Source organism: Lewinella sp. W8, from assembly GCF_004375085.3.
GTDB lineage: Bacteria > Bacteroidota > Bacteroidia > Chitinophagales > Saprospiraceae > Neolewinella.
This window is the reverse complement of sequence record NZ_SNAQ03000005.1, coordinates 115,969-142,154: the sequence shown is the minus strand read 5'-3', so window position 1 is coordinate 142,154 and position 26,186 is coordinate 115,969. Positions and strand designations below refer to the sequence as shown.

Genomic DNA, 26,186 nt, shown 5'->3' with positions numbered 1-26,186 from the left:
TATACGATGCGCTTATCTCTGCTACTCCTGTGCTCTGTAATCTTCCTGTCTGGTTGTGGAAATGACGCTCCCGACACGGCCACACCGGAAGACTCTGCACCTGCGGTGACGCCAGAAACGGAAACGGAACCCTTTGTCGCCTACCAGAACGACCGGACCTTCACACCGGGTAAAAGAATCGGGATGATTACGGCGACCTCCACCCCCCAGACCATCGCGGCGGATTACGGAGAGGAGAACTTTGTCTCCGACAGCATCCACCTCGGCGAGGGGTATTTTATTCCCGGATACCGGCTATTCCCCGACCAGGCCGGAGAGCTCAGCGTCATTTTCCCCGGCGGAGAGATCAACCTTAAAGATCTACAGATCACCATCGATGCCCCCGACACGACCTGGTACGGCAGGGGGACGGGCATTCGCATCGGCACGACCCTGGCGGAACTCAACGAGCTCAACGGTAATCCCTTCGAGCTGATGGGCTTCGATTGGGACTACGGCGGCGTGGTGACCGACTGGCGGGGCGGAAACCTGGAAGATTACCGGATTCGGCTGGCCTACGACTATGAGGGACGCCGCAACGAAGGAATCCCCATGAGTATCGTGGGCGACAAGCGGATCATGAGTGATCTGCCGGAACTTGCCGACATCGGCGTTGAGGTCATCCAGATCATCGTCCGGCTGCCCAAAGGGGATCCGGAAAGCTAGCGGTTCGTCGGGCCAACCAGTGGCTAAACGCCCCCTTGAAGGCGAACCGGCCACTAGTTCGTCACCGGGACCCGAAGGCTGACCAGCACCTCGTCTCCGACCAGCCCACCGAACAGGAAGGGGCCATTGAGGTCATAGTCCGCTCGCTTTACCGTCAACGTTCCTTCGAACAATCCACCCGCATCATTGGGGGAGAAGGTAAAGGGAATGGCTACGGACTTGGTGATGCCCTTGATGGTGAGCTGGCCCGAAGCTAGGTACTTATTTCCCGTGGCAACAACTTCCTCCGAGACGAATCGGATCGTGGGGTGAGCTGCTGCGTGAAACCAACCCTTGTTTTTCGCGTGTTTGTCCTTCGTTTTATTGCCCGTAGAGATGGTAGCCACGTCCACCGTAACGTCGAAGCGGGCCGACTCGGGAGCCGCGGGATCGAAGATCACCGACCCCTTGAGTCCCTTCAGGGTGCCTTCGGCCTTTTGGGTGCTGAACTTTACGGTATAGTCCTCCGTCAGGTTCCAGTCGAGGAACAGCGTGGCGAAAACGCTGGAGGAAACGAATAATAGCGCCAGGGAGAAAAGGAAGATAGTTTTACGCATGCCATTTTCTCCCCCTAACTGCGTCAGCTTTTGAAGGGTTGGCCCTGGATTGAATTCCTTTTGTCGGCCATCGGGCGTTGGGGGTGATGATCGTATTCCGTCTACATCGCAGTCATGTCCTCCTAATGATCCAGTTCTTCCAGCCAGGCGAAGTACTTGTTGATGAGTGCTTCTTTTTCTTCCCGTAGATGTTCCACCAGGGCCTTGGCGGGTGGTGGTAATTTCTTGTCCTTGAGCCAGATCAGACTCCAGGTGGTTTGAATGGGCAGTCCCCTGACGGAGAAAATTTTGAGCTGCTTGTCGCGCAGCTCATTGCGCAGACCGATGAGAGGCATGATGGAGTATCCGAGTCCGGCCAGTACGGCCTGCTTGACGGCTTCGTTGGACCGCAACTGGAGATGTGTCCGGGCCTGGACCTTGTTTTTTAGCAAAAAGGCTTCCATCGTCTGCCGGGTACCCGATCCCGTTTCCCGGTAGATCAGAGGGAGTTCGGAAAGCAGGTCGGTCTTATGCGTTTTTTCGGCCAATGGAGCATTGGCCTTCCCCACGAGGAAAAGCTTGTTGGGGAGTAGGTCGAGTTGGTTGACCGAAAGACTTGGGGGAACGATGGACACCAGACAAAGATCGACCCGATTGGCCTTTAGGGATTCTACCACCTTGGCCTTGTTGGTGACGTCCATGGCCAGTTCCACGCCTTGGTGTTGGTTGACAAAATCCGACAAAAAGTAGGGCAGGACGTACTGGCCGGTGGAGGCCGTAGCAATTTTCAGTCGGCCGCTCAGTTGCCCCTGATGAATGAGGGACTGCTGCTGGATGGCGTATAGCTGATCGAGCATGACGTTAACCATGGCGGCGATTTCGTGGCCAAAATCGGTGATAAACAGCTGGCGGCCAATTACTTCGGTAAGTGGGAGGTCGAAGTTGTCCTGGAAGTTTTTTAGTTGAGCCGAGACGGCGGGCTGGGAAAGATGAAGTTCTTTGGCCGCCTGGGTTACGCTACTTAGCTGGGCAACCTTCTGGAAAACGCGTAGCTGGCTCAGGGTATAATTCATAAGTAAATCTTATATGCCTGATGCAAATTATAAATAATAACTAATACCTGGTACGTACTACTTTTGCGGCGTCATCAAAAAGAACGTGTTTATGCCCCGGACCAATGATCGACCACCAAACGAAGAAAACCTCGGACTGAATCGAGGATAAGAAAAGTGACTATCAACCCTACCAAAACCCCTACCTGAACTTATAGACACCTAATCCCCTAATTCTTTTTCTTCCGGGCAGCTCGCAACGTAGTTGGTTGTCATCGCAGGCCCGGACATTCAACATCATCACTCATTGCGCGGTCCTTGAGACTGCTGGCAAAGGAAGCCGTTCGTGCTCTCCGCGCCAATTCCCTACGCTAACCCCTCACGTTATGAGCATTGATTTACTGCTAGAGAACCTTAGTAATCCCGCCCTGCTGTTCTTCGTCCTGGGAATCCTGGCGGTGTGCGTGAAAAGTGATCTGGAAATTCCGCCAAATTCATCGAAATTCATTTCGATGTACCTCCTCTTCGCCATTGGCTTCAAGGGCGGCCACGAGTTACGGCATCAGGACTTTACGCCGGAGGTGATGGCCACCATCGCCTTCGGCTTATCCACGGCGGTGCTGATTCCCGTGCTGACTTTTTTCCTGCTGCGCAAGAAAATGGGCGTGTATAATGCCGGAGCCATTGCGGCCGCCTACGGGTCCGTCAGTGCGGTAACCTTCGTGACGGCGGTCAACTATCTCGAAGTGCACGGATTGCCGATGCACGGCCACATGGTGGCCGTCATGGCCATGATGGAAAGCCCCGCCATCATCGTGGGCCTACTCCTGATCTCCATCTTTACCCGGGGGGAGAAGGAAAAAATATCGAAACGCCACGCCATCCGACACTCCTTCACCAACGGCAGTGTACTCCTGATTCTGGGAAGCCTCCTGATCGGGTTCATCGCCAACGATTCTCAGGCGGATGGCATCAAGCCCTTCACTAACGACATCTTCAAGGGGTTCCTCGTCATCTTTCTGCTGGATATGGGTATCGTGAGTGGTCGGAACCTCAAGGGATTCATCAGTCGGGGCTTTTCTCCGCTGGTATTTGCCATCATCATGCCCCTGGTAATGGGCACGATCATTTCCTACCTCACGGGCGGCATCACGAGCGACCCCAGCGACCGTTTCATCCTGGCCGTTCTGGGGGCCAGCGCCTCCTACATTGCAGTGCCGGCGGCCATGAAAATTGCCGTACCCCGGGCTAATCCCGGCATCTACCTACCCATGGCCCTGGCCGTGACCTTCCCCATCAACATTACGCTCGGGTTGCCGATTTACTTCGCCCTGGTGGGTGGGTAGGGGAGAAGCTACCTTCACTACCTAACCAAAAAAGCCGCCTCCCCATTCCGGGAAGGCGGCTTTGCTTTTCGGGTTACGTGGATAAATCTACCCCAGCACCGCTTTCACTTCGTTGGCGGCATCCTGCAGCGCAATGGCGGAACGCACGTTCAGGCCCGACTTGTCGATCAGTTCCTTGGCGATGTCGGCGTTGGTGCCCTGGAGGCGCACGATGATGGGAACCTTGATGTCTCCGATGTTCCGGTAGGCATCCACCACACCCTGGGCTACCCGGTCGCAGCGAACGATACCGCCGAAGATGTTGATCAGGATGGCTTCCACCTTAGGGTCGCGCAGGATGATTCGGAAGGCTTGCTCCACGCGGGCCGCGTCGGCCGTACCGCCGACGTCGAGGAAGTTGGCGGGTTCTCCTCCGGAGAGCTTGATGATGTCCATGGTGGCCATGGCCAGGCCGGCACCGTTCACCATACAACCCACGTTACCGTCGAGGTTAACGTAGTTCAGGCCGTAGCTCTTGGCTTCTACTTCTACGGGGTCTTCCTCCGTCGTGTCCCGCATTTCGGCGAGGTCCTTGTGGCGGTAGAGGGCGTTGTCGTCGAGGCTGAACTTGCAGTCCACGGCGACGATGCTGTCGTCGGCCTTGTGCAGACAGGGGTTGATTTCGATGAGGCTGGCGTCGCTGCCCACGAAAGCCTGGTAGAGCTTGAAGATGAACTTGGTCATGTTCTTGAATGCCGCTCCGGTAAGGCCGAGGTTGAAGGCCACTTCCCGGGCGTTGAAACCCTGCATGCCCAGTTCGGGGTCGATGTAGGTCTTGTGCACCAGGTGGGGCGTTTCTTCGGCAACGGCCTCAATGTCCATACCACCCTGGGTGGAGTGGATGATCACGTTCTGACGACGCTGACGGTCCATCAGAATGGAGATGTAGTATTCTTTGTTGGCGTCAAAGTCCGGCGCGTAGGCATCCTCGGCGACGAGGATCTTATTGACCTGCTTACCGGGGCCTTCCATGCCGCCGGGCGTCTGCGGGGTCCGCAACTGCATGCCAAGAATATTGGAAATGTGCTCCTGAGCTTCGGCGCGGTTTTTGGCCAGCTTTACTCCACCGCCCTTACCGCGGCCACCGGCGTGAATCTGTGCCTTGATGACGGCAAAAGAGCTTCCCGTCTCCTCGGCCAACTGGTCATACTTGGCCATGGCTTCTTCTACGGAGTCGGCGGCGTAACCGTTCTGGATGGGTACACCGTACTTGGTCAAAATGGATTTTCCCTGATATTCGTGGAGGTTCATTCAGTTTGGCTTGTTTGGGCTGCGAAGGTAAGCAATTTGTGTCAGCCAAACGGAACCTTTTACACCAATTCCCGTGGAGTTTTTCGGAGAGGAAGGTGCAGGCTGAGAATAGCAAGAATTATGGCGACGATGCGCAGGTGCATGGCCGCCGGGGTGAGCCGTGCACCTGCGTGCTCGCCCAAATTGAATCCTTTAAAATTGAGGGTGCTGTTTTTCCGCCCTTCGTTGATATCAATCAGACCAGATCGCCTTCTCCCTGGCCGATGCGAATTTTGCGTTCCAGGTCCGCCAGGGCCTTCTTGATCTCGTCGTTGGTTTCCATCAGGTCACGGACCGTTTTGATGGAGTAGAGGACGGTCGAGTGGTCGCGACCACCGAACATCCGGCCGATGGCCTTCAGGCTTTGATCGGTATACTCCTTGACCAGGAACATACTGATCTGACGGGCCAAAACCACCTGGCGCCGCCGCGTGGCGCTGGCGAGTTTTTCCACCTCGAGGTCGTAGTAGTCCGCTACGGTACGCTGAATCACGTCGGGGGTTACCTCCTTGTTGATCTCGGAGACAAAGTTTTTGAGTACTTCCTTGGCCAGTTTCAGGTCTACTTCTTCCTCACCACGGACGCCCTTGTGCAACACCAGGTTATTGAGGACGCCTTCCAGCTGACGGATGTTATTCTGGATGTGGAAGCAGATGAACTCCGCCACTTCGGCGGGGATGTCCACCTTGTTGTTGTCCGCCTTGGATTTGAGGATGGCCATCCGCGTCTCCAGCGCGGGTACGCTCAGGTCCGCACTCAGCCCCCACTGAAAACGACTCCGCAACCGTTCCTCAATGTCCAGCTCAATGATCGGCCGGTCACAGGTCATGACGATGGCCTTGTTGTTCTGCCGCAGTACGTTGAAGAGGTTGAAGAAGACGTCCTGCGTTTTCTTCCGCTTGACGAGCTGCTGAATGTCGTCCACCAGCAGTACGTCGACGTTCTGGTACCAGTTGACCAGGTCGTTGGTGGTGTTGCTTCCGATGGAGCTGACAAGTTGGTTGGTGAAGGTGTCCGTACTGACGTAGAGGACGGCCTTGGCCGGGAACTTATCGGCGATGTAATTACCCACGGCCTGCAACAGGTGCGTTTTACCGAGCCCGACCGGCCCGTGGATCACCAGGGGGTTGAAGGCGGTATTCGTCGGATTGTTGGCAACCGCTTTGGCGGCATTTCTGGCCAGGCTGTTGCAATCGCCCTCGATGAAGTTGTCAAAGGTGAACTGAGGATCGAGGTTGGACGGAATACGGGGGCGGGTTACGCCGGGGATGACGAAAGGGTTACCGGGAGTCGCCTGCGGACCGGGAGCCACACCACTCCCGTTTGTCTGCTGCGCCACCGGCTTGCTGGAATGCATTTCCTGGCGGTTGGGGTTGATCCGGTACTGCAAGCGTCCGGAGGTGCCCAGGGCCTGGTTGAGGCTCTTCTTGAGGATCTCGATGTAGTGCTCTTCCAGCCACTCGTAGAACAGGCGATGGGGTACCTGAATGGTCAGTTCATTGCTGTTTAAAGCCACCGGACGAATGGGAGCGAACCAAGTTTGAAAACTTTGTGGGTCGACATCCTGTCGGATGGTTTGTAGGCAGCTAGCCCAAACAGCAGTATGATCCATTTTGTATCCCAGTTGCACAGTAAAAGTATTCCGATTGGTGGGTGTGATCACCAATAAGTTAATAAAATGGCTTGATTCTCAGTAAGTTACAGCTGGAGTGGTATAACCCATAGGGTCTTGCTAGCATAGGTGGTTGCCCTCCGAGGGATGGAATTAGCTGGCAAAGACGGTGTCATTCTCCTACGCCTCCTATCATAAAGGCGGACGACAAATATGAGGCTAAACACAGGACTCTAGCAAGGAAATTGCATCTTTTTCCGGCAGAATTTTCTTTGGCATGAATATTCCCCGGAATCGGCAATTTTGTCATAAGCAGGACGCGATTAAACCACTTTTTATACTCGCAAATTATTGCAAGCCACGCACCGCCGCCGGCCGTTACCGGGAAAAGTTACGTCCAGTCGACCGAGCCGGAGGCCGCCAAAACCGACCTGATTTATGATCACGGGGTCACCTTGTTGGTTGTTGACCACCACGGGTTCATCCAGGAAGGTATGGGTGTGTCCGCCCAGGATGAGATCAATGTCTTTGGAGGCTTCGGCCAGCACCACGTCGCTCACCTCTTCGCTGCGGTACCGGAAGCCGAGGTGGCTCAGACAAATCACCAGGTCGCACTTCTCCTTCTCCCGCAGCACCCGGGCGATCGCATTGCCCCGCTCCACGGGGTCCTGATACTGGGTGTTGCCGTACAGTTGTTCCGGGACCAGGCCCCGGAGTTTGATGCCCAGTCCGAAAACGCCCACTTTGATACCTCCCTTGTTGAAGACCCGGTAGGGCTTGGTCTTTCCCTCCATGGGGGTGCCCTTAAAGTCGTAGTTAGCGCTCAGCATCTCGAAGTTAGCGTGCCGGAGCTGGGTGGCGAGGTTGTCGATGCCTCCGTCGAAATCGTGGTTGCCGATGGTGGCCGCATCGTAGCCCATCTGGCTCATCAGCTTAATTTCCAGTTCGCCCGCAAAGAAGTTGAAGTAGGGCGTGCCCTGGAAGATGTCCCCACTGTCCAGCAGCATCACGTTGGGTTCCGCCGCGCGGACCCTGGCAATGAGGGCGGCCCGCCGTTCGGCGCCCCCCCGATTGGCGTTGCGTCCGCCGTCGTCGGGGAAGGGGTCAATGCGACTGTGCCAGTCGTTGGTATGCAGAATGGTGAGCCGCGGGGCGCTCATGGCGCGGGCCTGCGCCAGGCCCGGTACGAGGAGCAAACCGCCCCCGACGGCAGCCTGACGAAGAAAGTGACGGCGGGTAAGTAGCATAAAAGGTAGGTTCTTGGGTAAGCGTTAGGGAAGGAGGAGAGTTAGCGGTCGATGGCCATCCGGTCGCCGGCGGAAGTCACGCTGAGCGGGCCCGTAATTTTTCCGGCGTACTCGATCAGCAGATCCCGGACCAGGCGACCGCTCTTGATTTGGGGCTTTCCGCGCAGCATTTCGGAATCGCCACCACCACTCGCCACGTAATCGGGCAGGGCAATCACGTACTGCCGGTCGGGCTGAATTTCTTCGCCGTTAACCTTCACCGACAGCCGGCCATCCTGCCGGCTGACCCGCAGGGATTGGCTCACGGGCCATCCGCCATCGTTGACGATATGGTTCACGAACTCCTTGACTACTTTGCCCGAAAGCTCCATGGCCACCAACTCGTTGTCGAAGGGCATCAGTTCGTAGAGTTTAGACACCCGGAGCGGGCCCGTATTGATGCCCTGAATGCGGATACCTCCGTGGTTCTGCACCGCGAAAGCAATGTCGTGATCGGGAAAAACGTCCTGGGCGGCGCTTTCCAGCAGGTCCGCTACCCAGTTACCCAGGTTGCTTTCCGGCCGGTCCTTGACCATCGGGGTGGAAACCTCCACCAGCACCCGGTTCATTTTGGCGTCCAGTTGGTCTTTGTAGGGGGCAATCAGGTCGGCGGCGGCCCGGGCTTCCTCCCGCCCGACTGCCGCAGCCACGCGGGTGTCCTGGTCGATGGGATACAGTTGGGCCTGGAAGGTGGGCGCACCCTTGGGCGTATTACAGCCGAGCAGGAATAGCAGGGAGCCCGAAAAAAGGAGGGAAAGGGTTCTGTTCATCGGTACCGGATTATTGGGCGCGGCGCGCAGGTGCAAAGAAAAGCATCACCCAACCGGCAATCAACAGCAGTCCGCCAATCGGCGTGACGGGACCCAGAAAACCCACGGGCAGACCGTGGACCTCCCGCAGGCTGAGCAGGTACAGCGAGCCCGAAAAGAGGAGCATCCCCAAACCGAAACACCAGACGGACCGATTCAGCATCGTTTTGCCCAGCGTCGGTTTGTCCCACAGGACACCGACCAGTAAAATGGCCAGGGTGTGGAGAAAATGGTAGCGTACGCCGATTTGGAAGGTCTCGATTTGGTCGGGCCCCACCAGGTTTTTGAGTCCGTGGGCCCCGAAGGCTCCGAGGGCGACGGCCAGTGCACCCAGCAGGGCGGCAAGTTTCACAATCTTTTCCATGCGGCGAAGGTACTGGCCCCGCCCCTTCGACGTGTATCGCTTTGGTCAAAAATGCCCCCCGGACCCAGAATTCTTCCGGGATTCGGGAGATGGGGAAAGGTATTATCTTCGCGGCCATGAAAGCATACGTATTTCCGGGCCAGGGAGCCCAATTCAGTGGAATGGGCAAAGACCTTTGGGACCTCAACGCCGAAGCCAAAGCCCTGTTCCAGCAAGCAGACGATGTTCTGGGGTACAGCCTGTCCACGGTGATGTTTTCCGGCACCGAGGAAGAACTACGCCAGACGAAAATTACCCAACCGGCCATCTTCGTCCATTCGGCCATTACCTATCTGGTGGCCGACGACATTGAGCAGCCCGCCGCGGTTGCCGGCCACAGTCTGGGTGAATTCTCCGCCCTGGTAGCCGCCGGAGCGCTGGACTTCGCCAGCGCCCTCCGCCTGGTTGCCGAACGGGCACTGGCCATGCAGGAGGCCACCGAGGCCGTACCCGGCACCATGGCCGCCGTGCTGGGCATGGACGACGCCATGATCGAAGAAGCCTGCGCGTCCATCGAGGAAGTAGTCGTTCCCGCCAACTACAACACCAATGGCCAGCTGGTCATCTCCGGTAGTGTGGAGGGCGTCGAAAAGGCGAGCAAAATTCTTGCCGACCTGGGAGCCCGCCGCGTGGTACCCCTGCCCGTCGGAGGAGCCTTCCACAGCCCCCTCATGCAGCCCGCCCAGGACCGCCTCCGCGAGGCCATCGAAGCCGCCCATTTCCGCCCACCGGCCTGCGAGATCTACCAGAACGTGGACGCCGCTCCCAGTATGGAACCGGAAGTGATCAAGCAAAAACTGATCGATCAACTCACCAGCCCCGTACGCTGGACGCAGACCGTCCAGGCCATGCAGGCCGCCGGCCTGACCGACTTCGTGGAAGTGGGTGGCAAGGGAAAAATCCTCGCCGGACTCATCCGCAAAGTAGACCGCAGCCTGACGGTAGAACAACTCTAGCTATTGGTCTCGGAACGAAAAAGCCGCTGATTCCACACTTCGGAATCAGCGGCTTTTCTTTTCAGCAACCAGCACAACCAGCAACTAGCTCTCCTTCCGCCGTTTGATCTCGTCACGAATCTGCGCGGCCCGCTCGTAGTTTTCTTCGTTGAGGACGTCCTCCAGCATGGAGTTCAGTTCTCCTACCGTATAGCTGGCCAGAGTTTCTTCCTTTTCCGGAGCATCCTCCTGATTGGCTACGGCCTCCATCTCTTCCTCAGTTTCGCCTTCCAGGACAATGCCCGCGGACTCGAGGATGTCTTCGTAGGTGTAAATCGGGCAATCAAAGCGGGTGGCCAGGGCCAGGGCATCGCTGGTGCGGCTATCGACTTCGATGATTTCTCCGTTGCGTTCCAGCACCAGTCGGGCAAAGAAAATGCCCTCCTTGAGGTCGCTTATGATGATTTCACGCAACTCCGTTTGTAGCGTCTCGAGGGTGTTTTTGAACAGATCGTGGGTCATGGGGCGAGGGCCCACCATGCCCTCAATGGCGATGGCGATGGCCTGCGCTTCCGCACTCCCGATGATGACCGGCAGACGACGCGCACCTTCCAGCTCTCCCAGCACTACCGCATAGTTACTGGACTGGGTTACACTGCGGCTGATGGCCATTACCCGGAGCTCAATCTTATTCATAAGTCAAATTCTTCTGGCGGTTGAAACGGGGTTTAGGGGGGCAATGTTGAACGTGCATCCCTAAAAGCGGGGCGCGAAGTTAATAATTATTCGCGGCGAATGAGAACTCCGCCACCACCGGAAGTTTCTCCATCAGGAAAAAGTACTGAATCCCGGCTAAAAACCCGCTACTCAAAGGGTATTTTCCACTATTTATCTTTCGCTTGTTGCCAGAGGGCCTCCATGTCCGCCAGGGGCATTTGCGCCAGTCCCGCCGCTCCGGCCCGCTGCTCAACGTATTCAAAGCGGCGACGGAACTTCATGTTGGTCCGGGCGAGGGCCGCTTCCGGATCGATGCCCCGCCAGCGGGCGTAATTGATCAGGCTGAACAACAGGTCGCCAAATTCCTCCTCCTGGTCCCGTGCCGACTCGGCTTCACGAAACTCCTGCATTTCCTCCTCTACCTTGTCCCAGACCTGATCGCTGTTCTCCCAGTCAAAGCCAAACTGAGCGGTCTTCTCCTGCATCCGCATGGCCTTGACCATGGCCGGCAGGGCCTCGGGCACGCCGGATAAGACGGTCTTCTTTCCTCCGGATTTGGCGAGCTTGATCTTCTCCCAGTTCTGTTTGACGACTTCTTCATTTTCCGCGATCACGTCTCCGTAGATGTGCGGGTGCCGTTCCACCAGCTTGTCACAGACGGAATTTAGCGCGTCGGCGATGTCCCAGGCTCCCCGTTCACTGGCAATTTTGGCGTAGAAAACCATGTGGAGCAACAGGTCACCCACTTCTTCTTTGATGCCCTCCAGGTCTTCTTTGAGCAATTCGTCGGCCAGTTCGTAGGTCTCTTCGATGGTGAGTTTGCGCAGGCTGAGGAAGGTTTGCTTGCGGTCCCAGGGGCACTGCTCCCGCAGCTCATCCATGATGGTCAGCAGGCGTTCAAAGGCAACTAGCTTCGGTGACATATCGGGGGAGGTTTTTTCGGACCACAAAGGTAGGCATTGCCCGTGGGTGGGGAAGTGGAATAGTGTGGACAAATAACAACCCCAATCGCGGCTGGGGCGTTATCTTTGCAACCCCAAAGCAACCCTCATGAGCTTCATCGCACTTTTCGCCGTCATTTTTATCGTTTTTGGCCTTTCCTTCGTGCTCATCAATATCCGTCACCTCGTGACCGGAAACGAGTTTCGGGGAACCTGCGCCAGCAACAACCCCATGCTGACCAACAAGATTGGCAAGTGCGACGTCTGCGGAAAGTCTCCCGACGAAGAGTGCAAAATGCCGGATATGCCCCAGGTAAAGTAATTTTCCGGGAAGAACGGTATTTAAATGGCGTGGCCGCAGGTGCAAACTTTGCACCTGCGGCCACGCCACTTTACGTAGAAACCCAACTGGATTACTGTTCCTCCAGGGCCTTAGCTTTCTCCTCCAACTCCCGGAGAATTTCTTCGTCGGTCTTGCCCAGGTTGTCAATCAACATCTGGGTATCGTCGGCGAAGGGGTGATCGGGGTATTCCCGGATGAACTGTTCATAGTACTGCCGGGCTTTCGCTTCGTCGTTAAGGTCTTCATCGTAGGTGAATCCCAGCATGAAGAGGGCTTCGCCGGCCTTGCTGAAGCCCGGGAAACTCCGGTGGGTCATTTCGTAAAAACTGGCGGCCCGGACGGGATTGTTCATGGCCCGCACCACCTCCGCAGCTTTGTAGAGGGGCAGGGCGGCCATGGTGTCCTGGGGATACTTCTTGGCCAGGGCTCCCGCCAGATCGGCAAACTGTGCACTGGCCTCCAGATTGATGGCGCCGGTGGCCTGATCACTCACCAACTGAAAGTTGTCCAGCAGGAGCTTGCTTACCGCTGCGGCCGATTCTCCGGCCTCCAGGGCGGCGGCGGCGGCACCAAAGGGCGTCGCGGCGTCCCCGGCCGCTTCGGAGCCGGATTCACCGGAGTTGCAGCCGAAAAAACAAAGGAGCAAAAGGGAAAAAAGAAGGAGTGAACGCATAACGGGTTATTCTTCTTGATGATTAAAGGCCAGCTGGCAAACGCCGGCAATTTCCTCCACGTCGTGGGTGCGGTGCACGATGCGGCGGATGGCCAGCAAGTCGGTGAAATACTCGGATTTGGGGAACCCGCTCAGGTAGGCGGGATTGAACAGCATCTGGGTCTGGACCATGTGGAGGCAGTGGAGCAGCAGGTATTCCCGGTCCTTGGGGTCATAGGCCACGATGATGGCATTCCCCTCGATGTCCACCATCAGCGGGATGCAGTAGGGGTAGGGGAGGTAGTCATCATTCCAGATGTCGTACAGCCCCGCCTCAAAGAGCGGATAAATGGCCAGGGTGAAGGTGCCGGGAAGCTGGGCGTTGAGCCGCTCCCGGAGTTCGGTCAGGGCCCGGACCTGCACTTCCGTGGGGCCTTCCCGCCGAAGGTATTCTTCGTCCAGGGGTTTCCAGGTCTCCGTCTTGAGGTCGAAGAATTCACTGTCTCCCAAACGCTTTTTGTAGTCGAAGCGCTCGTACCCCGGCACGATGTATCCCGGGTAATAATACCGGATACCCGCTTCCAGACAGTACTGGATTTCGAGCAGCATGGTGTAGTAGCCCAGGGAGAAAGAGGAGAGGTCCTGGTTATAGTAGCCCAGGATGCTGGCCGCAGAGCTGGCCCCGAGGTCAAAGTAGCTGGCGGCCACGAGCTTACCACTTACCCGTTCCCGGACGGTGGTTTCGTGGGTGTTGAACACACTGTCGCCGTCGTATTCTTCCAGGCTGTCCCGGATGGAGGGGGAGAGCCGACCGTCAAAATTGGCGGCGTACAACCGGTAGAGGCTTTCCCGCTCGTCGTCAATGACGCCCTTCCCGGCGACGGTTTCAAAGAGTTGGGCGTTCTTCCGGAGCAATTTTCGCTGCCGCTTGGAAAAGCTGAAATTTTCCAGGTCCACCCGAATCCAGATGGCCGAATAGGGCTGCTCCTTAAAGAAGAGAAAATGCGTGGTGAAGATGTTGGCGCCCATGCGGTACCACCCCTTACCCAGGTACCAGTCCAGGCTTTCGGGGCTCAGGACAAAGGGGGTGTTTTTATCGGCGTAGGTAAACAGCATGGGGGAGTTACATCCGAAGGTGCGAATATCCGCTAATTCGCGGACTTCATCGTTATGATTTCATCACAACTCCTGAGGTCGTCGTCCTCGTTGCTGGCGATGACCACCAGGCGGCCGCTTCCGTATCGGTTAAGCTGTTCGTGAAACCATTCCACGGCTTCCCGATCGAGGGTTACGGTGGGTTCATCCAGCATCAGGACGGGGGTGTTGGCGTAGAGGGCGGAAGCCAGTAGCACCCGTTGCCGCATACCAGAGGAGCAGTCCATTATCTTACGACGTCGATACGGCTCAAGTTCAATCAATTGCGGAATTTCTCCAATTTTAATTCCGGGCAGCGGGGGCTTGATGTTGAAATGAAATTGGAAGAACTCTTCAATGGGGAGTTCCTCTACCAACTCCAAATAGGGCCCCGACCAGCTGACCATCCGGTACGCTTCATCCACCTTCAGGGGCGATTCGTCCCGGTGGTAGGAAATGGCGCCGCGACTGGGCGTCAGCTGTCCGCAGAGTAAGCGCAGCAGCGTGGATTTTCCGGAACCGTTACGGCCCTTGATGCCGTAGGTGGTGCCGGAGCGAAAGGTGTAAGTAAAATCTTTCAGGATCCACCGACGGGCAAAGCGTTTGCTGACCGATTGGAAGTCGACCCTGAACTCCGGGAAGTGTCCCGTACTAGTTGGCATCGTCCAGGCTGTTGAAACTGCGGATGATGCCGGTCCTTTCCGTTTCCGAGATGAAGCGAACCACGTCATCGCGCTCTTTGGATACGGGGACCGTAGCCTCAATGGCCGTGATGGCGTTGGTGATGTTCAGGCGCTTGACGAAGAGAATCCGGTAGATCTCGTGGATGGCGTTGATCTGCTCGATGGTGAACCCCCGGCGCTGCAGTCCGATCCGGTTAACCCCGATGTAGCTCAATGGCTCCCGGGCCGCCCGAACGTAGGGAGGGACACTTTTGCGCACCAGGCTACCCCCGGCAATGAAGCTGTGTTGCCCGATCCGCACGAATTGCTGGACCCCAACCTGTCCTTCGATGATGACGTAGTCTTCCAGCTCGACGTGCCCGGCGAGGTTGACGTTGTTGGCAATGACGATGTTGTCTCCCAGGATGCAGTCGTGGGCAACGTGGGCGTAGGCCATCAGCAGACAGTGCTTACCGACGACGGTGGTGCCCGCGGCGGCCGTGCCGCGGTTGACGGTTACGTATTCCCGGATCGTGGTGCCCTCACCGATGACCGTGGTGGTGTATTCCCCGCGGAACTTGAGGTCCTGGGGGATGCCGCCGATCACCGCTCCCGGAAAGATCTTCACGTTCTTTCCCAGCCGGGAACCGGCATAAATGGTCACGTTAGGCCCAATTTCACAGCCTTCGCCGATTTCCACGTCGTCTTCGATGTAGCTAAACGGACCGACGGTAGTACCGGCACCCAGTTTAGCGTTAGGGTGAACGACGCTAAGAGAATGAATAGACATAGGCTAGCTGCGCTTTACAATTTGTGCCACCAGTTCGGCTTCGGAAACGATCTTGTTGCCCACGTAGGCCGTGCCGCGCATCTGGCAGATGCCACGGCGGACGGGAGCAAGGAGTTCCATCTTAAACAATACGGTATCCCCGGGGACGACGAAATTCTTGAATTTCGCGTTCTCGATTTTGAGGAAATAGGTGTCCCAGCCGAAGGGGTCTTCTTGCTGGGTCAGTACCAGAAGACCTCCGGTTTGCGCCATGGCTTCAATCTGGAGGACGCCCGGCATCACTGGATTGCCGGGGAAGTGGCCCTGGAAAAACTCCTCGTTGACCGAGAGGTTTTTCAGTCCGATAATGTGGTTTTCCCCCATTTCGATGATCTTGTCGACCAACTGAAAGGGGTAGCGGTGAGGCATGTATTCCTGGATTTGCACGGCGTTGAAGACCGGCTCATCGTTGGGGTTGTAGTGTGGCTTGCCCTTCAGGCGGCGTTGGTCCATGTAGGCCTTCTTCAGGAGTTTGGTGAAGGCAACGTTGGCCGTGTGCCCCGGCTTGGTGGCCAGGATGCGCCCCTTGATGGGCACCCCGAGCAGGGCAATATCGCCCATGACGTCCAACAGCTTGTGTCGGGCCGGTTCGTTGTGGAACTTCAGGTCCACGGTATTCAGCACGCCCTGCTCGGTTACCTCCACGGTCTCCTTACCCATTTTTACCGCCAGTTTATCCAGTCGGTCCTGGGGGATTTGGCGGTCGGCAATCACGATGGCGTTGGTGAGGTCGCCGCCCTTGATGAGGTCGTGCTCAAAGAGCATTTCCAGCTCGTGCAGGAAAACGAAGGTGCGACAGGGCGCAATTTCCTCAGCGTAGTCGGTGTCGCCCCGGAGCGTAGCGTACTGCTGCCCGAGCACGGGGCTGTCAAAATCGATCATGGAGACAACCTCAAAGCCGTCGTAGGGCAGGGCCACCAGCTCCGAACCGGTAGCTTCGTCGCGGTAGGAGATGGGCTCTTCTACGATGAAGTAGTCGCGGGGAGTGTCCTGTTCTTCTACGCCAACGCCGTTGAGGACTTCGACGAAGGGGCTGGCGCTGCCGTCCAGAATGGGAACTTCCGGGCCGTCGATTTCAACCAGCAGGTTGTCAATTTGCAGGCCGGACAGCGCCGAGAGCAGGTGCTCTACCGTGGATACGCTGCCATCATCGGTGCCGATGGTGGTGGAGCGATCCGTGCTCATGACCCGGTTAACGTCGGCGGCAATCACGGGAGCGTTCTCGAGATCCGTACGCTTGAACTTCACGCCATGGCCAACGGGAGCGGGGTGAAAAGTAAGGGTCACCTGGGCTCCGGTGTGGAGGCCAACGCCACTCAGGCTAAGCGTTGATGCAATCGTGCGTTGATTCATATTTCAATCTGGTGGGGTAGCAAAAGAAAGTATGGACGGCAAATCAGGCCGCAAAGATAGGTTTTTCGTAGGGCATCCGTAAGACGAGGCCAGAACGGTATTCGTTCGGTGCGCTCAGACTTAGGATAGCTGGTCCTTTTTGGAAAGTTCCTCCAGCTGTTTTTTCATCCTTGGGATGAGACGATTGAGCTCCGGGAGTTGCTTGAAGACGGCGTAGCTGCGCATGTAGTCGCTGAATTTGAAGGCCGGAGTTCCCCCCAGCTGTGCGCTGGCGTCGGTGATGTTGGACCCCACGCCACTCTGGGCCTGAATCTGGGTGCCGTCGGCAATCTTAACGTGGCCGGCAATGCCGGCCTGCCCCCCGATGCGGCAATTGGCCCCGATTTTCGAAGATCCCGCAACGCCCACCTGGGCGGCGATCACGGTGTTTTGGCCAATTTCCACGTTGTGGGCAATCTGGATGAGGTTGTCCAGCTTCACCCCCGACCGAATGATGGTGGCGCCCATCGTCGCCCGGTCAATGGTGGTCCCCGCACCGATTTCTACCCGGTCTTCGATGATCACCTTACCGATCTGGGGTACCTTTTTGTAGTGATTGTTTTCGTCGGGAACAAAGCCAAAGCCGTCACCGCCCACCACCACGTTGGCGTGCAGCACGCAATCGTCGCCAATGACGCAGTCACGTAAGATCCGCACCCCCGGGTAGATGGTACATCGCTTGCCGATCCGGACCTGGGGCCCGATGTACACCTGGTCGAGAACGACGGTGTCGTCGCCAATGGAAGCCCCGGCTTCCACCACGGAAAATTTGCCGATGCGGACGTTGGCCCCCAGGCTGGAGGTCTCGTCGATGGCTGCATTGGCCGAAATGGCCCGCCGCGTTTTGGTGGCCTCGTCCTGTTGGTAGAGGGCCAGCAGTTGGCTAACGGTCTCGTAAACGTTGTCTACCCGCAGCATGGTGGCCGCCACCGGGGATTTGGGTTGAAAATCACGACTGACCAACACCGCCGTGGCCTCGGATCCGTACAGGAAGTGTTCGTAGGCGGGGTTGGCCAGGAAGGTGATGCTTCCGGGGCCAGCCTCCTCGATCTTGGCGGGAGTGGTAATGACGACCTCCGGATCACCTTCGATGGTGGCGTTGATTTTATGGGCCAGTTCGGCGGCAGTAATCTTCATGTGCTTTGGTTGGTCCTTAAATGATGTCCGGGAGTTCGTCTGCAGCCGATTGCTCCTCCTGAATCTGTCGATTCAGTAATGCTGACTGTATGCGCTGCATGGGCCTGAACTGCTCGAGCACCTGATCGATAAAGGCGTCGTCCAGCATCCGTTTGACGTCGCCAAAATTATTCAGGGAAGCCGACTTCCGGAACCGGAAGGTCTGGCGAAGTCCGCCCAACTCAAACTGAACGGGGAATCGCCCATCGTTTTCAAAAACCGTGATTTGCATGACCGGATGATCCAGTCTTCCCAAAATGCGCATGACAAATTTTGCGCAAAAATAGGAAGAACCTGTGGATGCTCTCAAATATCCCCGGATCGGAAAGCTTTGGAGTCGCAAGGAAGGTTTGCGAAGGGTGTCCAAAATCGGTTGGGAGAATTTGGGGATGGCCGGAGGCAGGTGCCGAGTTTTTCCGAAGAGCAAAGATGAAAAGTCGTATTGGTTACGGTCAGCGTACGCTGCATACCCGGCATGGTGTTAACCCCCGATCGACCGGAGAATAACTGAACAATACCCCGCGGCGGGCCATTATGAAGATAAATCCTCCCCTCCATGCGTTTTTGGCAAATTCCGCTTCTGTTCCTTCTGGTATTTACCTTCGCCTGCATGAAGGAAGAGCCCACCCCTACGGACGTGAAAACCATAAATTACCTCGCCCTCGGCGACAGTTACACCATCGGGACGGCCGTCGACCCCCAGGACCGCTGGCCCGTCCAACTGGCGCGGGAACTCAGCCAACAGCCCGACCTCACGGTGCCCGAACCGGATATCGTGGCCACCAACGGCTGGACTACCGCCGAACTCATGGCGGGTATTGACGCCGCCACCCTGAAGTCCTCCTATGATCTGGTGAGCCTCCTGATCGGGGTCAACGATCAATTCCGTGGCTTACCCATCGATGGATACCGCACCCGCTTCACCGAACTTCTCGAACGGGCCATTAATTTTGCGGGAGGGGATACCAGTAGGGTCTTCGTGGTGTCCATCCCCGATTATGCCTTCACTCCCTTCGGGCAGACCCGCCCGAACGTCAGCACGGAGGTAGCCGCGTTCAACGCGGCGGCCAAAGCAATCACCGAATCCTACGGCATTCCCTTTTACAACATCACCCCCATCAGCCAGGAAGGACTGGATAAGCCCGAGTTGGTCGCCTCCGATAACCTGCACCCCAGCGGGGAGCAGTATACCCGGTGGGTGGAGGAAGTGCTCAAGGAACCGGTGTTGGGCTTATTGCAGTAATGCTGTGGTAACCTCAACGCAAAGTCTATGGTGGCTATGAAAATCATGTATCTCGCCAATGTCCTCGTGGCGGGATGGATCAGTGTGTCCTGCCTTTTTTCTCCGAAAACCGCCCAGCAAACGGTATTTACCGATGCCTTCGCCTACTCGGAATCCTTCCGGCTCGTGGGGGCTTTATGGTTTGCTATTTTTGTGCTGTCGGCCCTCGGCTTATTCTATCCCCGCCAGATGGCCCTGGTTCTGGTGTTGCAATTGATCTACAAAGGAACCTGGTTGGTGGTGGCCGCTGCTCCGGCCATAATGAAGGAAGATTCTTACCCAAAAGGAATGGCGATGTTTTTTTTGGTATGGGTGCTGGTACTGCCGTTTGTGATTCCGTGGAGGGAGGTGTTTGGGTAAATAAGGGCGGATAGATTCCAGCTCGGGAAACTAAAAAAGTTAGAGTTCTAGCTTAAGGGTATCGTTGATGATAATCATGCTTTTTCTGGCAAATCGTCATTGCGCAAAACCAATAGTGGAAATAAGTTCATCAGCAACTTATTTACCTAAAAGTTAGCACCATGAAGCGATTCTGTTTATCCAGTCTCGTCACCGTCTTAATGATAGGAGGCCTACTGGCACAAACTATCACACAGGAGGACAATCCTCCACCGCAATTGTCCTTTAATCTGGAGGTAGGGCCTTCCTTGATGAATTCAGCATCCCAGTGGATGGACATTTTTCAACGAAACGGATTATCCGGGGGAGTCGGTGGTGGTTTCTTGGGGGGTGGGGGTGAAAGATGGCCCAATAGCTCAATGCATTTTGATTTGGTATTTGATGGACGGTATAAATTTTACCCCGGAAAAGTAGCTGGCGGAAAGTTGATGTTCACCAATAATGGAGTCACCCGTGGGTATATGGGGGATTTTGGTCGACCTTATGTAAGATTTAGAAACATTGGATTAGCCGGTTACTACGGATGGACTTCTGATAATGTGAGTTCAATCAGTATGCACCTGGGGCCCAGTCTCATGCTTTGCCGATACAAATATGATGGAATGTGGCGTGGTAGTAGTTCAAGCGCTTCGGTAGTGAAGCCAGGAGTGATTGCGGGAGTCCGAATCAGTCCCAATCAAATAGGGAAAAAACTCAATTGGGGATTTTTGCTGGAGGGTAATTTCATGACTCCAATTCGCACCAGGCCCTTTGCTCAAACCAATCCCGGCGATAATCCGCGCGGCCGAATTATTGGGGCAGATTCCGTACGGGCCAGTAGCTTTTCGGTGAGAGTTTTTGTAGGGCTAAACGTCGATAAGAAATAGGCTTGGCATTAAGCCATATGGAATGACCTATCGGATTAGGCGGAGACGCTTAATGTATAAATTCATTTGATGTTTATCATCATTCCCTGAGAATCAGATCATTGGGTAGGTGGTGCTGGTACACTAGATTATCCTCTAGTTATAACCAATATTATCCACTCATGAGAACTCTACGTTTTTTCTTCCTAGTCATTTTACTGATTACAGGCAAAATAGGAGCTCAGACGAACTCTCAAGTACCCAGAAATTCTCTTGTGACCATAAAAGAAAAACCAGTTCAGGAAGAAAAAATTGAAGAGCCCTTTCAGGATCAGTGGTCCCTTATGTTTGGCTTTGGCCCTTCGCTTCGTGGATCGGCCAATGTCTGGAACAATTATCTCGAAGACCGGGGATTTGGCCATTTGAGATCCTCCAGCTTTTTCGGCATTATCATTTCCCGGGTGCAGTACCCCACCATCAGCCGACGGATGGATCTCGAGTTGCGGATTGACCGGCAATACCGGTCGCACCGGGCCTGGGGAGCAAAGCTGCAAATCGCTAACTCCGGAGTCGTCAATGGATTTAGTGCCACCCACGGAGAGCTGGACGTCAAATTCCAACAACAAAGCCTGGAGGTGTATCACCGATGGTCATCCTCACCCGAGATGGCAAGCTCCACCAGTGTGTACGTAGGGCCCGGTATTCATCGGGTAAGCTACGCCTACTTTGATGGCGCGATTAATTACAATGAAGAAGGGACCTGGAGCAGCCCCCGCACCTACTGGAAACCCGGCATTACGGGAGGACTAATCCTGTATCCTTTCCGCAGCAGAGGTGGCGCTATTTGGGGCGTGGACGTGGCCTACGCTTACGTACCAAAATTCAAGACCCAGGCCTTCTCCATTTCTTCGCGCGCCGCTCCGGAAGGGATCACGATCCGGGACGGATGGGTTAACCCCAGCACACTTTCCCTCAGGCTGCTGATGGGGCATACCTTTGGCAAAAGATATAAATGATTGGGGGAGTTGGTGTCCTCCTTCCCCGTCTGATCAGCCGGACAAGCCCGAAAGGGAACCCAATCGGACTAGGGGGCCTTTGGTTTCCAGTAGCGGCAGGAAATTTCCTGCCGCTACCGTTTGCCCTAATGAACACCCGCGATTCCATTGGAATCGCTGATGAAACCTCACGGAACAGGCTACACCTAAGCCTCCATTCGCTCCACGACCTTCCTCCCCGGATACACCTTCAGCGCTTGTTCCAGGCAGTCCATGGCCCGGTGGAGGTCGTCGGTATTCAGCACGTAGGCAATCCGGCATTCGTTACGGCCCAGGCCAGGAGTGGCGTAAAAGCCAGGACCGGGAGAAAGCATGACCGTGCTGTTGTGGAGGCTGAAATCTTCCAGCAACCAGCGGCAAAAGTCCTCACTGTCCTCGATGGGGAAACGGGCAAAGCAGTAGAAGGCCCCACCCGGTTCGTAGCAGTACACCCCTTCCATTTCCTGCAGGCGGGAATACACCACGTCGCGTCGGGCCCGGTAATCTTCCTTGACGCCCGCCAGGTAATGGGTGTCGTCCTGCAGCATGCACTCGGAAAGCATTTGGCCTAATCCGGGAGGACTGAGACGCAGTTTCGCGAAGCGATCCACGGCGGCCAGGATGTCTTCGTTGCGGGAGACGAGGGCGCCCACGCGGGCGCCCGTGGCGCTGTAGCGTTTGGACACCGAATCGATGATGACGGCGTGTTCCTCCAGCCCGTCAAGCTGCAAGACGGAGCGCAACGGCTGATCGTAGCTGAATTCCCGGTATACCTCGTCGGCGCACAGGAAGAGGTTGTGTTCCCGGACGATGGCGGCAATGCGCGCCATTTCGGCGTCCGAATAGCAGGCCCCGGTCGGGTTGTTCGGACTCGTGATCATGATGGCCCGGGTACGGGGGGTAATCTTGTTGGCGAACTCCTGCGGACTGGGCAGGCTAAAACCGTCTTCGATCCGGCAAGTAATCGGCACCACCCGCACGTCGGCAATGTGGGCAAAGCCGTTGTAGTTGGCGTAGAAGGGCTCCGGAATGATGATCTCGTCCCCCGGGTCCATACAGGCCAGGAGGAAAAAGAGGATGGCCTCGGAGCCTCCCGTGGTGACCATAATCTGCTGCGGGCGCAGCTCCACCCCAAAGCGGGCGTAATATTCCGTGAGGGCCTGACGGTAGCTCGCCGTGCCGTTGCTGGGACTGTAGTCCAGGATTTCCCAGTCCAGCTCCCGGAAGGCCGCTACCGCCCGGGGGTGGGTCTTGATGTCGGGCTGGCCGATGTTCAGGTGGTAGATGTGCTTTCCCGAAGCTTTGGCCCGGTCCGCCAGGGGAATCAACTTGCGGAAGGGGGAGAGGGGAACGGTCTCAGATCGGTGGCTAACGTTGGGCATGATACATGCGTTTAAACGGCAAAGTTACGGCATTCTGGTCCCGTAACCTTCTTTGTTCACCATCATTTATCCCTTCGTTTTCGGGGCTTTGGGACCGGAAAATGAAGGGGATTAAATTTCGGATCCGTCACGAAGGTACGCGGCTCCCCGTGCTGGAGCCTGCACCCGCGTCCTCGCAAAAAAATATTGATACCCTATCCCCCGGTCGTAACGGTCTGGTGTTGGTCCGAACAGTAGAGTTTTTAAGAACCATGTTTGATTAAGTCCAGCTTGGTGGGGCTGAATCACTGTTCGGACGTCGCCCGCTTTGCCTACGGCCGCAGCGGACAGACTTCCGACCAGGCATCATCCCCTGGTCGAAACAGTCTGGTGTACGGCCATCGGCCAGCACCTGCTGGTCCGAACAGTGGAGTTTTTAAGAACCATGTTTGGTTAAGTCCAGCCTGGTGGGGCTGAATCACTGTTCGGACGTCGCCCGCTTTGCCTACGGCCGCAGCGGACAGACTCCCGACCAGGCATTATCCCCTGGTCGAAACAGTCTGGTGTACGGCCATCGGCCAGCACCTGTTGGTCCGAACGGTGGAGTTTTTAAGAATCTAGCTTGTTGGATGTCGAATCACTGCTTTGCATCTCCTCCTCAGCCTTAGCCTCCGCCTTCTCCTTCCCCCAGCCTCCGTCCTAAAACCTAAATCCTGCATCCTCCCACCCCGGCCTTCCATCTATCCCTTAATTCAATACCTTTATCGAAAATTTTACCATGACCGTAGACGACGCAGTAGTATCGCACCTGGCTAAACTCTCCCGCCTGGAGCTTTCCCCCGAGCAAACGGCTCGGTTACGCGGGGATCTGGTAAATATTCTTTCCATGGTGGAAAAGCTCAACGAGCTGGATCTGGAAGGGGTAGAGCCGCTGCGCTACGTGACGGACGTGGAGACAACGTTGCGTCCCGACGAAGCTGGCAACCATCTGGACCGGGATCAGGCGCTGGCCAACGCGCCGGATGCCGATCAGGAAGGAGGGTTTTTCCGTGTACCCCGGGTGATTGAAGGAGGAAAGTAACTTTCTTCAAACCGCTCACATCATTTGTTAAATATACCACTATGCCGGCCGTCATTGACATCAGCCAACTTACGAAGACTTACATCATGGGGCAGACCAAGGTCCACGCCCTGCGCGGAATCGATCTGCAGATCAATACCAACGAATACGTTGCCCTGATGGGCCCCTCCGGTTCCGGAAAGTCCACGCTGATGAACTTGCTGGGCTGCCTCGATACCCCCACGGCCGGCAATTATCTGCTCGACGGTCGCGACGTGAGCAAAATGGACGATTCGGAGCTGGCCAACATCCGCAACGAAAAGATCGGCTTCGTCTTCCAAACCTTTAACCTCCTGCCCCGGCAAACCACGCTGGAGAACGTGGCCCTGCCCCTGGTGTACGCCGGCATCAGCCGCAAGGAGCGCCACGACCGGGCCGCCGAAGTGCTCGACTCGGTGGGACTGGGCGACCGCCTGGATCACCGTCCCAACGAACTGTCCGGTGGTCAGCGCCAGCGGGTAGCCATCGCCCGGGCACTGGTCAATCGCCCGGCCATTATTCTGGCCGACGAACCCACGGGTAACCTCGATACCAAGACGAGTATCGAGATCATGGAAATTTTTGAAAAAATCCAGGCCAACGGTAACACGGTCATCCTCGTAACGCACGAACCCGACATTTCCGAGCACGCCCACCGCATCGTGCGGCTGCGCGATGGATTGGTGGAGTCCGATGAGCGCAACGAAAATATCGTGCGGGCCAGCGATCCTACCCACCGCTACAACCAGGCTTGATCTCGTTCGTTAGTTGGTAGGCAACCCACCGGACGGAAGTGTTGCCCTAACCAACAGCGAATGAAAATTTATACCAAGACCGGAGACGCCGGCCAGACTGGCCTTTTTTCTGGTAAACGCCTCAGCAAGGCCCACGCCAGGGTGGAAGCCTACGGAACCGTGGATGAGCTCAACGCCCACGTCGGCCTGCTACGGGACGTAACGGACGATGAACCGGTCCGACAGCTCCTGCTGGAGCAGCAACATCACCTGTTTGCCCTCGGGGCGGCCCTGGCCGACGACCGGCCGGAGCGCGCCTACCAACTCCCCGATTCGGCGACCCCCGGACTGGAGAAGGCCATCGATCATATGGAAGCGGACTTGCCGCGCATGACCCACTTCATTCTTCCCGGGGGGCATCCCTCCGTGAGTCAGGCGCACGTTTGCCGCACCGTCTGCCGACGGGCCGAGCGCCGCACCGTGGAACTGGCCGACGCCGTGACCGTAGACGAAAGTATTCTTAAGTATTTGAACCGCTTAAGCGATTATTTCTTTGTTTTGTCCCGCCATTTGACCCGGCTCACCGGAGCCGAAGAGATCAAGTGGATTAGTTAGCCCACCAAATTTCACCACACGAATGAAAATAAGCGTTATCGGAGCCGGCCAGATGGGCGGCGGAATCGCCCAGGTATTTGCCATCGCTGGCCATCAGGTCAGCCTCATTGACGTCAATCAGGCCGCGTTGGATCGCGGCGTCGGCGCCATCCGCAAGAGCATGGAGCGGATCGTGCGCAAGGAACGGATGACGGCCGAGGCCATGGAAGCAAGCATGGGCCGCATTACCACCTTTACCGATTTGGGCGCCGGAGCGCAGGATGCCGGCCTAGTCGTCGAAGCAGCCACGGAAAATGTGGACCTGAAACTTCGCATCTTCGGCGATCTGGATACCGCCGCCCCCGCCGACGCCATCCTGGCCACGAATACTTCCAGCATCAGCATTACCCGCATCGCGGCCGCCACCAAGCGGCCCGATAAGGTAATCGGCATGCACTTTATGAACCCCGTGCCCATCATGAAGCTGGTGGAAGTGATCCGGGGATACGCCACCTCGGACGAAACGACCCAAAAGGTCATGGACCTGAGCCGCGAACTTGGCAAGGTCCCCGTTGAAGTCAATGACTACCCCGGTTTCGTGGCCAACCGGATTCTCATGCCGATGATTAACGAAGCGATCTACACCCTCTGGGAAGGGGTAGGGGGCGTTGAGGAAATTGATACGGTAATGAAGCTGGGTATGGCTCACCCCATGGGCCCCCTGCAGCTGGCCGACTACATCGGACTCGATACCTGTCTGGCGATCCTCCAGGTAATGCACGAAGGATTTGGCCGGAACCATTACCAGGCATGCCCCTTGCTGGTCAACATGGTTACCGCCGGAAAGCTGGGCCGGAAATCCGGTGAAGGCTTCTATGACTACCGCCACGGCGGGAAGGAACTGGTGGTGAGTAAGTCCTTTCAGTAGGGCCGTATCGAG

At 56.5% G+C, this 26,186-nt stretch carries 29 protein-coding genes; 12 read left to right on the top strand and 17 right to left on the bottom strand.

Features of this window, described 5'->3' with window-relative positions; genetic code table 11:
* Positions 1-6 precede the first annotated feature (6 nt).
* The gene (locus E1J53_RS07765) at positions 7-705 is read left to right on the top strand and encodes a hypothetical protein (protein ID WP_134272359.1); all 699 of its coding nucleotides are present in this window, start codon (positions 7-9) and stop codon (positions 703-705) included.
* Between the two features lie 53 nt (positions 706-758).
* Here the strand turns inward: E1J53_RS07765 and E1J53_RS07760 are convergent, their stop codons facing one another.
* A complete protein-coding gene (locus tag E1J53_RS07760; protein ID WP_134272360.1) occupies positions 759-1,301 on the bottom strand; it encodes a YceI family protein in 543 nt (180 codons plus the stop codon).
* Between the two features lie 122 nt (positions 1,302-1,423).
* Positions 1,424-2,353, bottom strand: a complete 930-nt coding sequence (locus tag E1J53_RS07755; RefSeq protein ID WP_134272361.1) for a LysR family transcriptional regulator — start codon at positions 2,351-2,353, stop codon at positions 1,424-1,426.
* Between the two features lie 365 nt (positions 2,354-2,718).
* Here E1J53_RS07755 and E1J53_RS07750 point away from each other — a divergent pair, with 365 nt between their 5' ends.
* Positions 2,719-3,678 carry a sodium-dependent bicarbonate transport family permease gene (locus E1J53_RS07750; protein ID WP_134272362.1) on the top strand — a complete coding sequence of 320 codons (960 nt, stop codon included), beginning with the start codon at positions 2,719-2,721 and terminating at the stop codon, positions 3,676-3,678.
* Positions 3,679-3,765: 87 nt separating this feature from the next.
* Here the strand turns inward: E1J53_RS07750 and sucC are convergent, their stop codons facing one another.
* The 5 genes from sucC to E1J53_RS07725 all read right to left on the bottom strand — a co-directional run bounded on the left by sucC (position 3,766) and on the right by E1J53_RS07725 (position 9,078).
* A complete protein-coding gene (gene sucC, locus E1J53_RS07745; RefSeq protein ID WP_134272363.1) occupies positions 3,766-4,968 on the bottom strand; it encodes an ADP-forming succinate--CoA ligase subunit beta in 1,203 nt (400 codons plus the stop codon).
* A 235-nt stretch (positions 4,969-5,203) separates the two neighbouring features.
* The gene (gene dnaA / locus E1J53_RS07740; RefSeq protein WP_134272364.1) at positions 5,204-6,619 is read right to left on the bottom strand and encodes a chromosomal replication initiator protein DnaA; all 1,416 of its coding nucleotides are present in this window, start codon (positions 6,617-6,619) and stop codon (positions 5,204-5,206) included.
* Positions 6,620-6,954: 335 nt separating this feature from the next.
* Positions 6,955-7,866 carry a bifunctional UDP-sugar hydrolase/5'-nucleotidase gene (locus E1J53_RS07735; protein WP_134272365.1) on the bottom strand — a complete coding sequence of 304 codons (912 nt, stop codon included), beginning with the start codon at positions 7,864-7,866 and terminating at the stop codon, positions 6,955-6,957.
* A gap of 41 nt (positions 7,867-7,907) precedes the next feature.
* Positions 7,908-8,675, bottom strand: a complete 768-nt coding sequence (locus tag E1J53_RS07730) for a 5'-nucleotidase C-terminal domain-containing protein (protein ID WP_134272366.1) — start codon at positions 8,673-8,675, stop codon at positions 7,908-7,910.
* A 10-nt stretch (positions 8,676-8,685) separates the two neighbouring features.
* Complete coding sequence (locus E1J53_RS07725; RefSeq protein WP_134272367.1) at positions 8,686-9,078, bottom strand: DUF423 domain-containing protein; 393 nt, start codon at positions 9,076-9,078, stop codon at positions 8,686-8,688.
* 116 nt (positions 9,079-9,194) lie between these two features.
* Here E1J53_RS07725 and fabD point away from each other — a divergent pair, with 116 nt between their 5' ends.
* Positions 9,195-10,073, top strand: coding sequence for an ACP S-malonyltransferase (fabD, locus tag E1J53_RS07720; RefSeq protein WP_134272368.1), 879 nt, complete (start codon positions 9,195-9,197; stop codon positions 10,071-10,073).
* An 84-nt stretch (positions 10,074-10,157) separates the two neighbouring features.
* Here fabD and E1J53_RS07715 read toward each other — a convergent pair whose 3' ends face one another.
* Together E1J53_RS07715 and mazG are read right to left on the bottom strand one after the other, a co-directional pair.
* On the bottom strand, positions 10,158-10,748 hold the full coding sequence (locus tag E1J53_RS07715) for a bifunctional nuclease family protein (protein WP_134272369.1): 591 nt from the start codon (positions 10,746-10,748) through the stop codon (positions 10,158-10,160).
* Positions 10,749-10,936: 188 nt separating this feature from the next.
* On the bottom strand, positions 10,937-11,692 hold the full coding sequence (gene mazG / locus E1J53_RS07710) for a nucleoside triphosphate pyrophosphohydrolase (RefSeq protein WP_134272370.1): 756 nt from the start codon (positions 11,690-11,692) through the stop codon (positions 10,937-10,939).
* A 127-nt stretch (positions 11,693-11,819) separates the two neighbouring features.
* Here mazG and E1J53_RS07705 point away from each other — a divergent pair, with 127 nt between their 5' ends.
* Positions 11,820-12,032, top strand: coding sequence for a hypothetical protein (locus tag E1J53_RS07705; RefSeq protein WP_134272371.1), 213 nt, complete (start codon positions 11,820-11,822; stop codon positions 12,030-12,032).
* A 91-nt stretch (positions 12,033-12,123) separates the two neighbouring features.
* On the opposite strand, the gene E1J53_RS07700 is transcribed toward E1J53_RS07705, so the two are convergent.
* From E1J53_RS07700 to E1J53_RS07670, 7 genes are all read right to left on the bottom strand, one after another.
* Positions 12,124-12,726: a tol-pal system YbgF family protein gene (locus E1J53_RS07700; RefSeq protein ID WP_134272372.1), complete on the bottom strand. Its 603-nt coding sequence runs from the start codon at positions 12,724-12,726 to the stop codon at positions 12,124-12,126.
* Between the two features lie 6 nt (positions 12,727-12,732).
* Complete coding sequence (locus E1J53_RS07695) at positions 12,733-13,821, bottom strand: arginine-tRNA-protein transferase (RefSeq protein WP_134272373.1); 1,089 nt, start codon at positions 13,819-13,821, stop codon at positions 12,733-12,735.
* Between the two features lie 32 nt (positions 13,822-13,853).
* The gene (locus tag E1J53_RS07690; protein WP_173021400.1) at positions 13,854-14,501 is read right to left on the bottom strand and encodes an ATP-binding cassette domain-containing protein; all 648 of its coding nucleotides are present in this window, start codon (positions 14,499-14,501) and stop codon (positions 13,854-13,856) included.
* Positions 14,491-15,291 (bottom strand): acyl-ACP--UDP-N-acetylglucosamine O-acyltransferase, encoded by an 801-nt coding sequence (lpxA, locus tag E1J53_RS07685; RefSeq protein ID WP_134272375.1) that lies wholly within the window; start codon positions 15,289-15,291, stop codon positions 14,491-14,493. The genes E1J53_RS07690 and lpxA overlap by 11 nt, the downstream gene beginning before the upstream one ends.
* Positions 15,292-15,294: 3 nt before the next feature.
* Entirely contained in the window at positions 15,295-16,683 is a 1,389-nt protein-coding gene (locus E1J53_RS07680) for a bifunctional UDP-3-O-[3-hydroxymyristoyl] N-acetylglucosamine deacetylase/3-hydroxyacyl-ACP dehydratase (protein WP_134272376.1), read from the bottom strand.
* 120 nt (positions 16,684-16,803) lie between these two features.
* Positions 16,804-17,859 (bottom strand): UDP-3-O-(3-hydroxymyristoyl)glucosamine N-acyltransferase, encoded by a 1,056-nt coding sequence (gene lpxD, locus E1J53_RS07675; RefSeq protein ID WP_134272377.1) that lies wholly within the window; start codon positions 17,857-17,859, stop codon positions 16,804-16,806.
* A gap of 16 nt (positions 17,860-17,875) precedes the next feature.
* Positions 17,876-18,163: a hypothetical protein gene (locus E1J53_RS07670; RefSeq protein ID WP_134272378.1), complete on the bottom strand. Its 288-nt coding sequence runs from the start codon at positions 18,161-18,163 to the stop codon at positions 17,876-17,878.
* 291 nt (positions 18,164-18,454) lie between these two features.
* Between E1J53_RS07670 and E1J53_RS07665 the strand changes: the two genes are divergently transcribed.
* The 4 genes from E1J53_RS07665 to E1J53_RS07650 all read left to right on the top strand — a co-directional run bounded on the left by E1J53_RS07665 (position 18,455) and on the right by E1J53_RS07650 (position 21,440).
* A complete protein-coding gene (locus E1J53_RS07665) occupies positions 18,455-19,141 on the top strand; it encodes an SGNH/GDSL hydrolase family protein (protein WP_134272379.1) in 687 nt (228 codons plus the stop codon).
* A 36-nt stretch (positions 19,142-19,177) separates the two neighbouring features.
* On the top strand, positions 19,178-19,540 hold the full coding sequence (locus tag E1J53_RS07660; RefSeq protein ID WP_134272380.1) for a hypothetical protein: 363 nt from the start codon (positions 19,178-19,180) through the stop codon (positions 19,538-19,540).
* A gap of 161 nt (positions 19,541-19,701) precedes the next feature.
* Positions 19,702-20,445 carry a hypothetical protein gene (locus E1J53_RS07655; RefSeq protein ID WP_134272381.1) on the top strand — a complete coding sequence of 248 codons (744 nt, stop codon included), beginning with the start codon at positions 19,702-19,704 and terminating at the stop codon, positions 20,443-20,445.
* A gap of 254 nt (positions 20,446-20,699) precedes the next feature.
* Positions 20,700-21,440, top strand: coding sequence for a hypothetical protein (locus E1J53_RS07650; protein ID WP_134272382.1), 741 nt, complete (start codon positions 20,700-20,702; stop codon positions 21,438-21,440).
* Between the two features lie 185 nt (positions 21,441-21,625).
* On the opposite strand, the gene E1J53_RS07645 is transcribed toward E1J53_RS07650, so the two are convergent.
* Positions 21,626-22,840 (bottom strand): pyridoxal phosphate-dependent aminotransferase, encoded by a 1,215-nt coding sequence (locus E1J53_RS07645; protein ID WP_134272383.1) that lies wholly within the window; start codon positions 22,838-22,840, stop codon positions 21,626-21,628.
* A gap of 757 nt (positions 22,841-23,597) precedes the next feature.
* On the opposite strand from E1J53_RS07645, the gene gatC reads away from it, so the two are divergent.
* The 4 genes from gatC to E1J53_RS07625 are packed head-to-tail and all read left to right on the top strand — an operon-like array spanning position 23,598 to position 26,174.
* Positions 23,598-23,900: an Asp-tRNA(Asn)/Glu-tRNA(Gln) amidotransferase subunit GatC gene (gene gatC, locus E1J53_RS07640; protein ID WP_134272384.1), complete on the top strand. Its 303-nt coding sequence runs from the start codon at positions 23,598-23,600 to the stop codon at positions 23,898-23,900.
* A 41-nt stretch (positions 23,901-23,941) separates the two neighbouring features.
* The gene (locus E1J53_RS07635; RefSeq protein ID WP_134272385.1) at positions 23,942-24,673 is read left to right on the top strand and encodes an ABC transporter ATP-binding protein; all 732 of its coding nucleotides are present in this window, start codon (positions 23,942-23,944) and stop codon (positions 24,671-24,673) included.
* A gap of 60 nt (positions 24,674-24,733) precedes the next feature.
* The gene (locus E1J53_RS07630; RefSeq protein WP_134272386.1) at positions 24,734-25,267 is read left to right on the top strand and encodes a cob(I)yrinic acid a,c-diamide adenosyltransferase; all 534 of its coding nucleotides are present in this window, start codon (positions 24,734-24,736) and stop codon (positions 25,265-25,267) included.
* Between the two features lie 22 nt (positions 25,268-25,289).
* Entirely contained in the window at positions 25,290-26,174 is an 885-nt protein-coding gene (locus tag E1J53_RS07625; RefSeq protein WP_134272387.1) for a 3-hydroxybutyryl-CoA dehydrogenase, read from the top strand.
* Positions 26,175-26,186: the final 12 nt, after the last annotated feature.